14 protein-coding genes are annotated in these 15,512 nt (G+C 65.2%); 7 read left to right on the top strand and 7 right to left on the bottom strand.

From position 1 onward, the window contains the following. Positions 1–24 precede the first annotated feature (24 nt). Positions 25–1,593, top strand: coding sequence for a magnesium-protoporphyrin IX monomethyl ester anaerobic oxidative cyclase (gene bchE, locus CK221_RS04315; protein WP_095776844.1), 1,569 nt, complete (start codon positions 25–27; stop codon positions 1,591–1,593). A gap of 7 nt (positions 1,594–1,600) precedes the next feature. Here bchE and argB read toward each other — a convergent pair whose 3' ends face one another. Together argB and CK221_RS04325 are read right to left on the bottom strand one after the other, a co-directional pair. Then, complete coding sequence (gene argB, locus CK221_RS04320; protein ID WP_095776845.1) at positions 1,601–2,494, bottom strand: acetylglutamate kinase; 894 nt, start codon at positions 2,492–2,494, stop codon at positions 1,601–1,603. 240 nt (positions 2,495–2,734) lie between these two features. Beyond that, positions 2,735–4,231, bottom strand: coding sequence for an amidase (locus tag CK221_RS04325; protein ID WP_095776846.1), 1,497 nt, complete (start codon positions 4,229–4,231; stop codon positions 2,735–2,737). A 176-nt stretch (positions 4,232–4,407) separates the two neighbouring features. Between CK221_RS04325 and CK221_RS04330 the strand changes: the two genes are divergently transcribed. From CK221_RS04330 to msrB, 4 genes are all read left to right on the top strand, one after another. Then, a complete protein-coding gene (locus tag CK221_RS04330) occupies positions 4,408–4,947 on the top strand; it encodes a sigma-70 family RNA polymerase sigma factor (RefSeq protein WP_067003014.1) in 540 nt (179 codons plus the stop codon). Beyond that, positions 4,944–5,666, top strand: coding sequence for an anti-sigma factor (locus tag CK221_RS04335; RefSeq protein WP_179294464.1), 723 nt, complete (start codon positions 4,944–4,946; stop codon positions 5,664–5,666). The genes CK221_RS04330 and CK221_RS04335 overlap by 4 nt, the downstream gene beginning before the upstream one ends. Positions 5,667–5,873: 207 nt before the next feature. Continuing rightward, the gene (locus tag CK221_RS04340) at positions 5,874–6,431 is read left to right on the top strand and encodes a fasciclin domain-containing protein (RefSeq protein WP_067323809.1); all 558 of its coding nucleotides are present in this window, start codon (positions 5,874–5,876) and stop codon (positions 6,429–6,431) included. A 194-nt stretch (positions 6,432–6,625) separates the two neighbouring features. After that, positions 6,626–7,129, top strand: a complete 504-nt coding sequence (msrB, locus tag CK221_RS04345) for a peptide-methionine (R)-S-oxide reductase MsrB (protein WP_067323811.1) — start codon at positions 6,626–6,628, stop codon at positions 7,127–7,129. Between the two features lie 93 nt (positions 7,130–7,222). Here msrB and CK221_RS04350 read toward each other — a convergent pair whose 3' ends face one another. Both CK221_RS04350 and CK221_RS04355 read right to left on the bottom strand, forming a co-directional pair. Beyond that, a complete protein-coding gene (locus tag CK221_RS04350; RefSeq protein WP_067003293.1) occupies positions 7,223–8,827 on the bottom strand; it encodes a DHA2 family efflux MFS transporter permease subunit in 1,605 nt (534 codons plus the stop codon). A gap of 116 nt (positions 8,828–8,943) precedes the next feature. Continuing rightward, positions 8,944–10,119: an HlyD family secretion protein gene (locus CK221_RS04355; protein ID WP_095776848.1), complete on the bottom strand. Its 1,176-nt coding sequence runs from the start codon at positions 10,117–10,119 to the stop codon at positions 8,944–8,946. Positions 10,120–10,254: 135 nt separating this feature from the next. Between CK221_RS04355 and CK221_RS04360 the strand changes: the two genes are divergently transcribed. Both CK221_RS04360 and CK221_RS04365 read left to right on the top strand, forming a co-directional pair. Continuing rightward, on the top strand, positions 10,255–10,953 hold the full coding sequence (locus CK221_RS04360; RefSeq protein ID WP_067323814.1) for a TetR/AcrR family transcriptional regulator: 699 nt from the start codon (positions 10,255–10,257) through the stop codon (positions 10,951–10,953). A 215-nt stretch (positions 10,954–11,168) separates the two neighbouring features. Continuing rightward, positions 11,169–13,622, top strand: a complete 2,454-nt coding sequence (locus CK221_RS04365) for a DNA translocase FtsK (protein WP_095776849.1) — start codon at positions 11,169–11,171, stop codon at positions 13,620–13,622. A 158-nt stretch (positions 13,623–13,780) separates the two neighbouring features. Here the strand turns inward: CK221_RS04365 and yihA are convergent, their stop codons facing one another. The 3 genes from yihA to CK221_RS04380 form a co-directional block, all read right to left on the bottom strand. Then, positions 13,781–14,404, bottom strand: a complete 624-nt coding sequence (gene yihA / locus CK221_RS04370; RefSeq protein WP_280952171.1) for a ribosome biogenesis GTP-binding protein YihA/YsxC — start codon at positions 14,402–14,404, stop codon at positions 13,781–13,783. A gap of 44 nt (positions 14,405–14,448) precedes the next feature. Further along, positions 14,449–15,087, bottom strand: a complete 639-nt coding sequence (locus tag CK221_RS04375; protein ID WP_095777083.1) for a CatB-related O-acetyltransferase — start codon at positions 15,085–15,087, stop codon at positions 14,449–14,451. 96 nt (positions 15,088–15,183) lie between these two features. Continuing rightward, positions 15,184–15,504 carry a hypothetical protein gene (locus CK221_RS04380; RefSeq protein WP_095776851.1) on the bottom strand — a complete coding sequence of 107 codons (321 nt, stop codon included), beginning with the start codon at positions 15,502–15,504 and terminating at the stop codon, positions 15,184–15,186. Between the last annotated feature and the right edge of the window lie 8 nt (positions 15,505–15,512).

The raw sequence follows: 15,512 nt of genomic DNA on the forward strand, positions 1-15,512 counted from the left end.
GGACCGACACAACGGAGGTCCGCCATGAACATCGTGCTGGTCAACCCGCCGCATACGGCCATCGGCAGCCGCGTGCCCGACGATCACCTGCCGCCTTTGGGCCTGCTGGCGATCGGCGGTCCGCTGCTCGATGCCGGCCATCGGGTGCGCCTGGTCGACGCGGAGTTCGGGCCGATGCCGCTTTCCACGCTCGTCGATGAGGCCCTGAGCGATAATCCGGATTTCGTCCTGATCGGCCATTCCGGCTCGACCTCGGCGCATCCGACCGCGCTGCGGATCGCGGAAATGATCAAGGCCCGCGCGCTAGGGGTGGTCATCCTCTATGGCGGCGTCTTCCCGACCTATCACTGGCGCGACGTGCTCGCCGCAACGGACGTCTTCGACTTCATCGTGCGCGGCGAGGGTGAGGCGACCGCGCTGGCGCTGGTCGAGGCGCTGGAAAGGCGCCGGCCGGTGTCGGGTGTCGCCGGCATCGCCTACCGCGACGATTGCGGCCGACCCTTCGCGACGCCGCCTGCGATGACGATTGCCGATCTCGACGCCTGCCGCGTCGGCTGGGAGCTGATCGACCATGGCCGCTACAGCTATTGGGGCGGCAAGCGGGCCGTGGTCATGCAGTTCTCGCGCGGCTGTCCGCATCTGTGCAACTATTGCGGCCAGCGCGGCTTCTGGACCCGCTGGCGACATCGCGACCCGGTCAGCTTCGCCAAGGAGATCGCCTGGCTGCACCGCGAGTATGGCGTCGAGCTGGTCAATCTGGCCGACGAGAACCCCACCTCTTCGAAGAAGGCCTGGCGCGCCTTTCTCGATGCCATGATCGCCGAGAACGTGCCGGTGCTGATCGTCGGCTCGACGCGCGCCGACGATATCGTGCGCGATGCCGATATCCTGCACCTTTATCGCAAGGCCGGCGTCATCCGCTGGCTGCTCGGCATGGAGAACACCGACGAGGCCACACTGTCGCTGATCCGCAAGGGCGGCAGCACCAAGTCCGACCGCGAGGCGATCCGGCTGCTTCGCCGGCACGGCATATTGTCCATGGCGACCTGGGTCGTTGGCTTCGAGGATGAGGGTTTTCGCGATCTCTGGCGCGGCTTTCGCCAGCTCATCGCCTATGATCCCGACCAGATCCAGGCGCTCTATGTGACGCCGCATCGCTGGACGCCGTTCTTCCGCATCGCCAAGGATCGCAGGGTGATCCAGAAGGACGTCCGGCTCTGGGACTACAAGCACCAGGTGCTGCATATGACCCGGCTGAAACCGTGGATGCTGTTCTCCGCTGTCAAGCTGATCGAGCTTGCCGTGCAGTCACGGCCGAAAGCGCTGGCGCGGGTCCTTTTCCATCCGGACCCAGAGCAGCGGCATTCGATGCGTTGGTACACCAAGATGGGCCGCCGCGTCTGGTTCCGTGAGGTTTGGGGTTTTCTGGTGCGGGACCGCCGCGTGGCCGCGGGCCCGACGCTTGCCGAATTCTGGGGCGCGCCGCAGGACGCCGACGAGGAATCGATGGTCTTTCAGCGCCCGGCGCGAAAGCCGGCCCTGACCGTCGCGGAGGATAAGCGGGTCGCGGAAAGCAGTAGGCTAGCCGGTTAAATAATCGCTAGGGCACGATCAGCGTGCCGGCCCCGTGCTCGGTGAACAGCTCGAGCAGCACCGAATGCGGCGTCTTGCCGTTGAGGATGACAACGCCCTCGACGCCGCGCTCGATCGCCTCGATGCAGGTCTCGACCTTCGGGATCATGCCGCCCGATATCGTGCCGTCCTTGACCAGCGACTTGGCCTCGGCCACCGTCAGCTCGTCGATCAGCTTCTTGTTCTTGTCGAGCACGCCCGGCACGTCGGTCAGGAACAGCAGGCGCGAGGCGCGGCAGGCGCCGGCGATGGCGCCGGCAAAAGTATCGGCGTTGATGTTGTAGGTATGGCCGTCGCGGCCGGGCGCCACCGGCGCCAGCACCGGGATCATCTCGGAACGAGCCAACAGGTCGAGCAGCGTGCGGTCGACCTCGACCGGCTCGCCGACGAAACCGAGATCCAGCACCCGCTCGATGTTGGAATCCGGATCGATCATGGTCTTGCGCGCCTTTTCGGCGAAGACCATGTTGCCGTCCTTGCCGCAGAGCCCGATCGCCCATTCGCCTTCGGCGTTGATCAGCGCCACGATTTCCTTGTTGATCGAGCCGGCCAGCACCATCTCGACGATCTCGACCGTCTTCTGGTCGGTGACGCGCAGGCCGCCCTCGAACTTGGATTCGATGCCCATCTTGTTGAGCATGGCGCCGATCTGCGGCCCGCCGCCGTGAACGACGATCGGGTTGACGCCGGACTGTTTGAGCAGCGCGATGTCGCGGGCAAAGGCCTTGCCGAGCTCGTTGTCGCCCATGGCATGGCCGCCATACTTCACCACCACCGTCTTGTTCTCGTAGCGCTGCATATAAGGCAGCGCTCTGGAAAGCAGCGCGGCCTGCATTTCGGCGTTGGCGGCGATGTCCGTCATCGGTGCTTTTCCCTAGGTGGCAAGGATGGCGGGCGTCTTAGCGGGAATTGCCGCAGGTCGCAAACGGCTTTGCGCTCACAATGACGAAATCGGCGGGTTTCAAGGTCTGTCGAGATTCAGGTCAGGCCGGTCGAGAATGGCGGATTTCGAGAACCGGAACGGAGCGTATTTCTGGTACGCAAGTACGGAAGCGCAGAAAACCGCCATTCGCAGGCCGGCATCACCTGAGTATCAACAGACCTAGCCGGGCACCTTGAGCGGTGCGCGGCGTTTCAGCCATCCTGAAATCTTCTCCATTTGCGCGGCGAACGACAAAAGCGTCTCCTCGTCGCCTGGCCGTCCCGCGGCCTGGATGCCGAGCGGCAGGCCAGCCGAGGTGACATGCACCGGCAGCGCGATCGAGGGCTGGCCGCTGACATTGTGGATCGCCGGCCAGGGAGTGAACCACAGGCTCTTGTCCATCAGCTGGCCGAAAAACGATTTGATCCTGAGCAGCCCGGTAAGATGCAATTTGTCGAGGAGGTTCTCGACGAGCTCGTCGGCGCCTTTCGGATCCATCGCGCCGCAGGCGAGCGGCGGGTGCGCAATGATCGGCATCAGCACGGCATCGAAGCGCGCCGTGTCTTCGATCATCTGTCGCGCGGTGGCGTTGAGCCGCTGCACGGCGTCATAGACCTCGCCGGCGGACAGCATTTCGCCGAGGCGGCCGAGCACGCGCGTCGCACGTTCGACCTCGCCGGACACCGGGCGGCCGACGCGCTTCGCCTCGGCACGCATCATGCCTGCGACGGCCGAGGCGACGCTCTTGCAGAAATTCGCGATGAAGTCGCGGCCGATATAAGGCAGGTCGATCTCTTCCACCGTGTGCCCGCCCTCGCGCGCCAGCGCCACCGCGGTGTCCAGCGCTTCGATCGTCTCAGCCGAGATCGGCAGGCCGAGCGGCGATTTGCGGTAGACGGCGAGGCTGAGTCGGCCTGGATCGCGGGCCGCGGCAGCAGCAAAGGAGCCTTTCGGCTCCCGCGCCGCATAAGGCGACAGCGGATCGGCGCCGTGCGTCAGGTCGAGCAGGAGGGCTGTGTCGCGCACCGAGCGGCTGACCGCATGGTCGACGACCATGCCGTACCAGCTCTCGCTGGTGAGCGGCGTCAGCGGCACCCGGCCGCGCGAGGTCTTGAGCCCGACCAAGCCGCTGCAGGCCGAAGGCACCCGGATCGAGCCGCCGCCGTCGGAAGCGTGCGCCGCCGGCACCACGCCGGCCGCCACCAGCGCCGCCGATCCGCCGGACGAGCCGCCGGTGGTGTGGCCGGTGTTCCAGGGGTTGCGGGTGATGCCGAAGCGGGCCGATTCGGTCATCAGCCGCAGCCCATGCTCGGGCGAGGTGCTGGTAGCGATCGGGATCAGGCCCGCGGCCAGATAGCGCTCGACCATCACCGAGTTGAAATCGGCCGTGAAGGCCGGGATGCGGCTGCCGCCATGGATCGGCACGCCCTTGATGCCGATGCCGAGATCCTTCAGCGCGAAGGGCACGCCGGCGAGCGGCTGCTTGCGGTCGATCGCCTTCGCCCGCGCCCTGGCGGCGTCATAGAGCGGCGTCGCTATGGCGTTGATGTCGGGTCTTGTCGCCTCGGCGCGGGCGATCGCGGCGTCGACCAGCTCCTGCGGCGAGATTTCCCCCTTGTGGACGAGCTCGGCAAGTCCGGTCGCATCCTGTTCCCAAAGCACGCGTTCAATTGACATTGCCGCTCCCCTGTTTTGGCGAAGGCTATCGCATGAAGCCGCAAATCGAAATCCGGATTTGCGTTGTTCATCTCGCATTGGAGAAGATGACTTCACGTACTGGCGATGCGGCAGCCTTGGGTGGACAACACCGCCGGTGCCGTTGCAAATAGATCGCAATCTTCTAATTTGCCTGCATGGGGCCTCAGGACATCAGCAAGCTGATCGTCCGGACTTCGATGAAGGACCGGGCTGCGTTCGATCTGCTCTACAAGCAGACCAGCGGGAAACTTTTCGGCGTCTGCCTTCGTGTATTGAGGGACAAGAGTGAGGCGGAAGAAGCGCTGCAGGAGGTCTTCGTCAAGATCTGGACCAAGGCCGATCGTTTCGCGGTTTCCGATCTCAGCCCGATTTCCTGGCTGGTGGCCATTGCGCGCAATCATGCGATCGACCGCATCAGGGCCCGGCGCGGTCCTTCCGCCAATATCGACGCAGCGCTCGAGGTCGCCGATCCGGCGCCGGGGCCTGAGGCCATGGCTGTCGCGGGCGGCGAGACCGACCGCATCTACCATTGCCTCGACGAATTGGAGAAAGACCGGGCGGCGGCGGTCCGGGGCGCCTATCTCAACGGCGAAAGCTATGCCGAGCTGGCGGAGCGCCACAAGGTCCCGCTGAACACGATGCGGACTTGGCTGCGGCGAAGCTTGCTCAAACTGAGAGAATGCCTGGAAAGATGACGCTGGCGGAAGACAACGGACCGGAACGCGGAGGCGACGACCTGCTCGCCGCCGAATACGTTCTCGGCGTTCTGGCAGCCGACGAACGCCAGATCGCCTCCCGCCGCATCGATACCGAGGCGGGTTTTGCCCGCCTGGTCGATGCCTGGGAAGCCCATTTCGCGCCGATGGCAGCCGCCTACGCTGCGGTCGAGGCGCCGGCTTCGGTCAAGGCGGCGATCGACCGGCGGCTGTTTGCCTCATCAGTGGCCACCCCCGCCGCGCCCAGCACCGGCCTGCTGGGGAGCCTCGCCTTCTGGCGCGGGCTTGCCGCGGCCGCGCTTGCCGCTTTGGCCGTCTTTGTCGCCCTGCCTCTCGTCAATCCGCCGTTGCCGCAGCCCGAAACCAGGCTGGTCGCCTCGCTCGCCGCCGACAACAGCAACGTCAAATACCTCGCTGTCTACGACGCAGCCCGCCAGGAGGTCGGCCTCTCGCATGTTTCCGGCGAACGCGGCGTCGGCAAGGATTTCGAGCTGTGGATGATCGAGGGCAAGACTGCGCCGGTCTCGATGGGCGTCATCCCGGCCGGTCAGAGCGCGCGCATGGCCGTCACGCCGGCCGTGCAGGAGAAGCTGGCGCAAGGCGCCGTGCTCGCCGTCAGTCTCGAGCCGGCCGGCGGTTCGCCGACCGGCCAGCCGACCGGCCCCGTCGTCGCCGCCGGCGATCTGAAGGGCATCTGACGACACTTCGGAAAAGAATTGGAGACTAGCCGAAGTCTATCCACCCGACATGTGTCGGCAGCAGCGCTTTCGTGCGCTTAGACGCGGTACGTTTGCATCCGGGCCGACGAATAAAAAATCTTCGAAGTTCGCGAAACTAAGTTTTTGACGCCTCGTATCTCCTCGCGTTCCCAAGGATGGGGAAAACAACCCGAGGAGACTGATACAATGCGTAAACTCGCCACCCTTCTGCTTGCCTCTACAATCGGCCTTTCGGCGCTTGGCGCCGTTGCCTATGCCGCCAATCCGATGGTCGGCGGCGCCCCGATGTATGCCAAGAAGAACATCATCGAGAATGCCGTCAATTCGAAGGACCACACCACGCTGGTCGCCGCCGTCAAGGCCGCCGGCTTGGTCGACACGCTGCAGACCCGCGGTCCTTTCACCGTCTTTGCCCCGACCAACGAGGCCTTCGCTGCACTTCCGGCCGGCACCGTCGAGACGCTGCTCAAGCCCGAGAACAAGGACAAGCTGACCAAGATCCTCACCTGCCATGTCATTGCCGCCAAGGCGCTGGCCGCCGACGTCGCCAAGATGGCCAAGGCCGATGGCGGTGCGCATGAGGTCAAGACCGTCGGCGGCTGCGCCCTGACGCTGAAGTCGGAAAAGGGCAAGGTCACGGCGACCGACGAGAACGGCAACGTCGCTCATGTCACGATCGCCGACGTGCGCCAGTCGAACGGCGTCATCCACGTCATCGACAAGGTTCTTCTACCGAAGATGTAACAAAGCGCGTGCGGCCGGCGAAGTGGCGTATGTCCGCGTCGGCCGCACGGTCTCCCTCCCACGATCCGTGTTGCCGTCAAGCGCCGCTCCGCATCGCCAGCGCTTCGGTCGACGCGGGTGGCGCGCGAACCGTCAACGGCTTTTGCTTTTCCGGTGGCGTCCTAGTTTGTAAGATCACGTCAGGACGAAAGGCCATGAACCGTCGCGACTTTCTCTGGAGCGGTGCCGCCGCCACCGCCCTCACAATCGGAGCCGGAGCGGCGTTGCACATGGGCGGCGCGAAGCCGGCTCTGGCCGCCGAGACCTTCGAGATCACCAAGACCGACGCCGAATGGCGCGCCATCCTTTCGGATGCCGCCTTCGACGTGCTGCGCAGGGAGGGCACCGAATATCCGGGCACCAGCCCGCTGCTCAACGAACACCGCAAGGGCATCTTCGCCTGCGCCGGCTGCGACCTGCCGGTCTATCCGTCGGAAACGAAGTTCGATTCCGGCACCGGCTGGCCGAGCTTCTGGCAGGAGATCCCCAATGCCATCGGCAAGACCGAAGACCGTTCGCTCGGCATGACGCGCACCGAGGTGCATTGCCGCCGCTGCGGTGGTCATCTCGGCCATGTCTTCGACGACGGCCCGCCGCCAACCGGCCTGCGCCACTGCATCAACGGCGTGGCGCTGACCTTCAAGCCCGCCGCGGCCTGAGCGGACTGCGATCTGCCCAAAGAAATGACCCCGGAAATCGGCGACGATTTCCGGGGTCACGCGTTGAGGACGCCAGGCGGGGGTTCCGGCTCCTCAATGGCCTCCGCCGCCACCGCCGCCTTGCTGCGCCGGCTTGTTGATGAACAGCACGAAAAATCCGAGCGAGGCGAACAGCACGGTCAGCATCATGAACACGTCCATGAATGACAGCAGCGCCGCCTGCTGCTGCACCATGCCGGACAGCTTCGAAATGGCGGCGGTCGTGGCGTCGAGGCCGGCGTTTTGCTGGAAGGTCAGCGTCATGTTCTGCAGCTTGGTCTGCGCGGCCTCGCTGCCCCACTGCACATGCTCGGAAAGCCTTGCATAGTGGAAGGCATTGCGGTCGATCAGCACCGTATTGATGACTGCCAGGCCGACGGCACCGCCGAGGTTGCGGGTCAGGTTGAACAGGCCCGACGCATTCTTCAGCCGCTCCGGCGGCAGCGTGCCGAGCGCGATGTTGTTGATCGGCACCATGCACAGCATCATCGAGCAGCCGCGCAGGATCTGCGGGATCAAGAGCTCATAAAAATCCCAGTCGGCGGTGAGATGCGTCATCCACCATGTGCCGGTGGCGAAGCCGATGAAGCCGACCATCATCATCAGCCTGAGATCGATCTTGTTCGACAGGATGCCGGCAACGGGCGCGGTGAAGAACATCGCCAGGCCGCTGACGAACAGCGCCTCGCCGATCATCATCGAATCGTAACCGCGGATCCGGCCGAGGAACACCGGATAGAGGTAGGTCAACCCATAAAGGCCGATGCCGACCACGAAGGAGAACAGCGAGCCGAAGGCGAAATTGACATTGTTGAAGGCCCGCAGATCGACGATCGGCTCCTCGGCGGTGAAGACGCGCCAGAAGAAGATGAGACCGCCTATGGTCATGATGATGGCGCAGGCAAAGACGGCCGGCTCCTGCAGCCAGTCATGGTTCGGGCCTTCCTCCAGCACGTATTCCATGCAGCCGAGGAAGGCGGCCATGCCGATCAGGCCCCACCAGTCGAACTTGGAAAACAGCTTGAGGTTCGGCTTGTCGAAATCGATCAGCGACCAGGCAGCCGTCGCCACCAGTATGCCCGGCACGACATTGATCAGGAACAGCCAGTGCCAGGACATGGCATGGCTGATATAGCCGCCGACCGTCGGGCCGATGGTCGGCGCCAGCGTCGCCACGAGGCCGATCATCGGCGAGACGACGGCGCGGCGCGACGGCGGGAAGATGGTGAAGGCGGCAGCGAACACGCTCGGAATCATGCCGCCGCCGATAAAGCCCTGGATGGCGCGGTAGACGATCATCTGGTCGATGTTGGTGGCGGTCGCGGCCAGCGCGCTTGCTGCTGTGAAGCCGGCGGCCGCGGTCGTGAACAGCACGCGGGTCGACAGCATGCGGCTGAGGAAGCCCGACAGCGGGATCATCACCACTTCCGCGATCAGATAGGCGGTCTGAACCCACGGGATCTCGTCGGAGCTGGCGCTGAGGCCGGCCTGGATCTCGGCCAGCGATGCCGAGACGATCTGGATATCGAGGATTGCCATGAACATGCCGAACACCATCGCCAGGAAGGCGATGACGCGGCGCGCCGGCATGTGGTCGGCGGGGGCGGCGGCTGCCGGCCGGGCCGGCGCTGCTCCTGCGGTAATGGTTGCGGTTGCCATCTCATGGCCTCCCTACGGCAGCTCCAAAAGTGCGCGGCGTTTTCCGCCCGGAACTGCGTCAAAACAGGCTGGGCGGCTCGGCGCTCAAATTGGCCACCGGGCCGCCCCCCAAACTCTCAGTTGGTCGTCGTGGCCGGCGCGGTGCGGCTGTCGGCGGCGACGATGACGCTCAGGCCGGCGCGCAGCTTGCCGGTCTTCAGCACGTCGGCCGGCACGTCGATGCGGACCGGCACGCGCTGCACGACTTTGGTGAAGTTGCCGGTAGCGTTTTCCGGCGGCAGCAGCGAGAACACCGCGCCCGAAGCCGGTGCCAGCGACGAAACCGTGCCCTCGAAGGTCTGGCCGTCGATGGCATCGACCGTGATGCGGACCTTCTCGCCGGGCACCAGCCGGCCAAGCTGCGTCTCCTTGAAGTTGCCGACGATGTAGAGCTTGTCCATCGGCACGACGACGGCGAGCTTCTGGCCGGGGGTGACGAGGTCGCCCTGTTCGACCGAGCGGTTGCCGACGACGCCGTCATAGGGCGCCTTGAGCACGGTGAAGGAAAGGTCGCGCTGCGCCTTGTCGCGGGTGAGCTGCAGCGAGGCGAGCGTGCTGGCGGATTCCGCGCGCTGGGCTTCGAGCACGCCGATATTGGCCTGCGCGGCGGTGATCTGCGCGTCGGCGCCGGCAAGGGCTGCCTTTGCCTGGTCGAGCGCCGTCTGGGCGTCGTCGAGCTGCGCCTGCGTGCCGACATGGGTCTTGAGCAGCTGCGCCGCGCGGGCCTGGGCGCGTGCCGCATTGTCGGCTGCCGCCTGGTCGGCGATCTTCTGCGCCTGTGCTTGCGCCAGCGAGGCCTGCGCCGCCTTGGTCTGCGCGTCGATGCGGTCGAGCGTCTTCGCCAGCGTGGCGATCTGCGCCTCGGCCTGGGCGACCGCGATTTTGTAGTCGCCGTCATCGATGACGAACAGCGGATCGCCGGCCTTGACGCTCTGGTTCTCGCTCACCAGCACCTTGTCCACATAGCCGGAGATTTTCGGCGACACGAACGACATGTCGGCCTGGACATAGGCGTCGTCGGTGGAGATCATGAACCGGCCGTCGGTCCAGTAATCGTACCCATACCAGCAGCCGGCGCCGAGGAGGCCCAGCCCGATGATCGGCAGCAGCAGCGAGCGGACAGAGCGCTTCTTCTTGGCCGGCGCTTCGGCAGGCGCGGGCAGTACAGGCGCTTCCGGAGCTTCGGTCGACGGCTGGACCTTGGCGTTGGGGAAATTGCGGACTTCGGCGGTAGCGGGCGCGTTCGAGGACATGATAATCTCTCTGGGACAAGTCAGTCAGACTGAACCGTTCGGTTCGAATTGGTGATTGACATAGCGCGGAAAGAGGCCCATATCAAGAGCAAATCGAACCGGTTGGTTCGAAATATTTCGCGAGGTTTGACGTCGATGGTCGAAACGACAGCCGATAGCGATCTGCTCGACCTGCGCAAAGGCCGTCCCGCGGCCGGGCAGGATCCGATAAAACGGGCCCAGATCATCGAAGGCGCGCGCCGCGTCTTCATCGACAAGGGCTTCGAAGCCGCGTCGATGAACGACATCACGCGCGAGGCCGGCGTCTCCAAGGGCACGATCTATGTCTATTTCGCCAACAAGGAAGAGCTGTTCGAGGCTCTCATCGAGGAAGAGCGCGGCACCATCTTCAAGAATATGTATGAGGTGCTCGACCATTTCGACGACCTGCGCAAGACGCTGGTGAAGTTCGGCATGGTGCTCTCCGCCAAGATCACCTCGGCCAAGGTCATCCAGGCGCAGCGCACCGTGGTCGGTGCTTCCGACAGGATTCCCGAGCTTGGCGCCCGCTTTTACGAGCGCGGTCCCAAGCGTGGCCACGACAAGGTGATGATCTTCCTCAATGAAGCCGTCGAACGCGGCCTGCTGAAGATCGACGATGTCGATCTCGCCGCCTATCAGTTCACCGAGCTCTGCCTCGCCGGCCTCTTCCGCCAGTGCATTTTTTCCTACCGCACCAAGGCGCCGAGCCAGGCCGAGATCGAGCATGTCGTTCGCTCCGGCGTGAACGTCTTTCTGAAGGCCTACGGCACCGAGAAGCTCGCGGCCGAGGAGCAGGCCTCGCTCTCGGCGTGAACCCGCGGCGCGCAGCGATTGCGAAGGAACGCGAGGCGCTTTGACGACGCTACGGCGCCGCGGCAACCGACTTCGATGCCACCGGTCACCTCCTTCTTCCAGCCCAACTCGAACCGTCGACCGGCACTTTCCCGGACCCTTCCGGAAGAGCTTGTTAACCATCGGTTCCTATGTCTCGGGACACGTTTGTTCGACGAATCTCGAGTGTGACATCCATGCGTTTTACCCGTGCCAATCCTTCCGGCGCTTCCGCTTACGGCGACAACGACGACAGCAGCTCGGAAGACGCGCGGCACCATGGCGCTGCCGTGCCGCCGCAGCGACAAACGGGGCAGGTCGTCACGCTGCGAGCCGCCGCTGACGGCGAATCGAACGCCGCCGATTCGGCTGGCGGCGACGAGTTCGGCGGCCAGGCCTGGCAGCAATATTTCTTCCTCGCGCCCAATGTGCGCTTCACTCGCACGCCGGATTCCGACAAACGGCCCGCACCGGAGCCAGTTGATGAAGCGCAGGCCCAGGCGGTGGCTTCCCGCGGCGTTTCCATTCGCCCGGCGCCGCCGGCGGCCCAGCCGGCCAATCCGGCCCGGGCAATTCCCGCCGCGGCCGCCACCGCTCCGGCCAAGCCGTCGCAGGCCATCGTCAAGCCGCAGCAGGCGGGCGCCGCGCCGCCACGGGCCGTAGCCACTCCGGCACAAAAGCCGCAGCCGCCGAAATTTCGTTGGTCCTATCTCTCCGACGATGCGTTTTTCGAGTTCAGCCTGCCCTTGCTCGCCGAGCGCCTGGCGCGGGCACGGCTGAACGATCCTTTGCAGACGCCCGCGGCTTCCGCGCGGGTGAGTCCTGCGGCGCAACCGAGCCCGCTCCGCCCCGCCGCGATGGGGGGCGAGGCGACCTCGTTCTACCGCGTCATCGAATGGCGCTCGAACGGGCCGGCCGCAAGCCTGGCCCCGCTGACGGCGGCGGTCGATCTGCCCGCGCTCCGGCCCGCGCCTCGGGAAATCGAATCGCGCGCGCCCGCGCCTGAGTCCGTCGCGCCGCGTTCCGCTGCAAAGAGCGCCAAGGCCGCCAGACCCGCGCCGTCCCTGCACGTCGCCGGCAAGGTCGCGCCGCAGCCCGCTTCGGCCGGCTACGAGCTTCCGTCCGAGGAATTGCTGCAGATGCCGCCGGAAGGCCAGGGCTTCTACATGTCTCAGGAGCGGATGGAACAGAACGCGGACCTGCTCGAAAGCGTGCTGGAGGATTTCGGCGTCAAGGGCGAGATCATCCATGTCCGGCCGGGTCCGGTCGTCACGCTCTACGAGTTCGAGCCGGCGCCGGGCGTGAAGTCCAGCCGCGTCATCGGCCTGGCCGACGACATCGCCCGCTCCATGTCGGCCATCTCGGCGCGCGTCGCCGTGGTGCCGGGCCGCAATGTCATCGGCATCGAGCTGCCCAACGAAACGCGCGAGACGGTCTATTTCCGCGAGCTGATCGAATCGGCCGGCTTCCGCAACACGTCGTGCAAGTTGGCGCTGGGGCTGGGCAAGACCATCGGCGGCGAGCCGGTCATCGCCGACCTCGCCAAGATGCCGCATCTGCTGGTCGCCGGCACCACCGGCTCGGGCAAGTCGGTCGCCATCAACACCATGATCCTGTCGCTGCTCTACCGGATGAAGCCGGCGGAGTGCCGCCTCATCATGGTCGATCCCAAGATGCTCGAATTGTCCGTCTATGACGGCATCCCGCATCTGCTCACGCCCGTTGTCACCGATTCCAAGAAAGCGGTCACCGCGCTCAAATGGGCGGTGCGCGAGATGGAAGAGCGCTACCGCAAGATGGCGCGCCTCGGCGTGCGCAACATCGACGGCTACAACCAGCGCGCCGCGGCCGCCCGCGACAAGGGGGAGGTCGTCGTCATGCAGGTGCAGGTCGGCTTCGAGAAGGGCACGGGCGAGCCGCTGTTCGAGGAGCAGGAGATCGACCTCGCGCCAATGCCCTACATCGTCATAATCGTCGACGAGATGGCCGACCTGATGATGGTGGCCGGCAAGGAGATCGAAGGCGCCATCCAGCGGCTGGCGCAGATGGCGCGCGCCGCCGGCATCCATTTGATCATGGCCACACAGCGCCCGTCGGTCGACGTCATCACCGGCACCATCAAGGCCAATTTCCCCACCCGTATCTCCTTCCAGGTGACGTCCAAGATCGACAGCCGCACCATCCTTGGCGAGCAGGGCGCCGAGCAGCTGCTCGGCCAGGGCGACATGCTGCACATGGCCGGCGGCGGGCGCATCGTGCGCGTGCACGGTCCCTTCGTCTCCGATCTCGAGGTCGAGCACGTCGTGGCGCATTTGAAGGCGCAAGGCCGCCCGGAATATCTCGATACGGTCACCGCCGGCGAGGAAGAGGAAGAAGATCCGGCCGACACGGGTCCAGTCTTCGACAAGGGCTCGATCGACGCCGAAGATGGCGACGCCCTCTATGAGGAGGCGGTCAAAGTGGTCAAGCGCGACAAGAAATGCTCGACCTCATACATCCAGCGCCGCCTCGGCATCGGCTATAACCGCGCCGCCTCGCTGGTCGAACGCATGGAGAAGGAAGGCCTGGTCGGCGCGCCCAACCATGTCGGCAAGCGCGAAATCCTTGCCGGCCGGCGCGACCATGCGCCGGAGCGCGACGAGACGGATTGAGCGGGCGTTAGGGCGCGCAGTCAGGTCGGCCGATCGCGGCTGGTCCTGCCCGTCCTTGTTCTATCTGGGGCCCTCGGGGAGAGGTCAGCCGGGCGAAGCGGAGACTGGGTGAGGGGGAGCGCAGTACGCGGCTGCCCTGCTCCAAGGCGAAAAATGCGTCAGCCGCCGTTCGCCACCAAGGCGATCGCCGCGCGCAGATCCTCGAGCCCTGAGGCCTTTTCCGACGAAGTCGCGAGCACCGCCGGGAACGCCGCCGGCCGTTTCTTGATCTTGGCAAGCGTCTCCTCGATCAGCTTCGGCACGCCGGCTGCCTTGATCTTATCGGTCTTGGTCAGCACGATCTGGTAGGACACCGCCGTCTTGTCGAGCAGCGACAGCACCTCCTCGTCCTTGGCCTTGATGCCGTGCCGGGCGTCGATCAGCACATAGACGCGCTTCAGCGTGACGCGGCCCTGCAGATATTCGAAGATCAGCTTCGTCCAGGCATCGACCTTGTCCTTCGGCGCGCTGGCGTAGCCGTAGCCCGGCATGTCGACCAGCGCCATCGGCGGCAGGTCGGCGCCTTCGCCGGAGAAGCCGTCCGGCACGAAATAGTTCAGCTCCTGCGTACGTCCCGGCGTGTTGGAGGTGCGCGCCAGCCCCTTCTGGCCGACCAGCGCGTTGATCAGCGACGACTTGCCGACATTGGAGCGGCCGGCAAAGGCGATCTCCGGCGGCCCTTCCGGCGGCAGGAATTTCATCGACGGCACGCCGCGGATGAAGATCCACGCGCGGGTGAACAGCTCCGGACTTGTGGCAGTTTCGCTCGTGGTTTTATCCGGCGCGTTCAAACGGCGGCCTCCAGCTTGGAAATATCGGCGCCGCGAATGGCGTTGAGGTTGCGGCTGACCTTGTCGACCGGCCAGTTCCACCAGGCCGCTTTCAAAAGCCGTCGCACCGTGAACTCATCGAAGCGCATCTTCACCACCTTGGCCGCATTGCCGGCGACGATCGCATAGGGCGGCACGTCGTGCGTGACAACCGATTTCGCGGCGACGATCGCGCCATGGCCGATCTCGATGCCCGGCATGATCACCGCATCCATGCCGATCCACACGTCATTGCCGACGATCGTGTCGCCGCGGATCTCTTTCGACCAGGTCTCGGGGTCAAAACCTTCCTCCCAGCCATGGCCAAAAATATTGAACGGATAGGTGGAGAAGCCGGACATGGCGTGATTGGCGCCGTTCATGATGAAGCGGGCACCCTCGGCGATGGCGCAGAATTTGCCGATGATCAGCCTGTCGCCGATGAAGGGATAGTGGTGCAGCACGCACCTCTCGGCGAATTTGTCCGGGCCGTCGGGATCGTCGTAATAGGTGAAGTCGCCGATCTCGATGTTCGGCGCATTGACCAGCGGCTTCAGGTAGCCGACGCGCGGATGCATCGCAATGGGATGCTTGATGTTGGGGTTGGGTCCGGTCATCGCGGTCAGTCCGTAGTTGGCAGGCACGAGGCGGCGCCCTGGCGACGCTGTCTCCCGATCAAACTACCGTGATCCGGCTGCAGCACCAACCCGCGCTCAGCGGCTGCCGCGACAGATCACGATCGGGTTGGAAAGCGCGCTGTCGAAACCGCTGCCCTGATAGACCTGGACGTTGGAGGCGCCGGGCGGCAGCGTGAAACTGCCGTCGACGACTTTCTGGTCGCCGGCCGAGGTGTGCAGGGCCCAGCTATAGGTGCAGAACTGCGGCGGAGCCTTGGGTTGCACGTCGCTGCAGTTGAGCTGCGCGCCGCCGAGCATTGCCGCGCCGCCGCAGCTCACCGCTTCCTTGGCGGCGGCCGGAAACGCGCATGTCAGCAGGGCAGTCACGGTCGCGATCCTGAGCCGGTTCGTCTTCATTTTTCGTG

It is taken from the genome of Mesorhizobium sp. WSM3868 (genome assembly GCF_002294785.1).
Classification (GTDB): domain Bacteria; phylum Pseudomonadota; class Alphaproteobacteria; order Rhizobiales; family Rhizobiaceae; genus Mesorhizobium.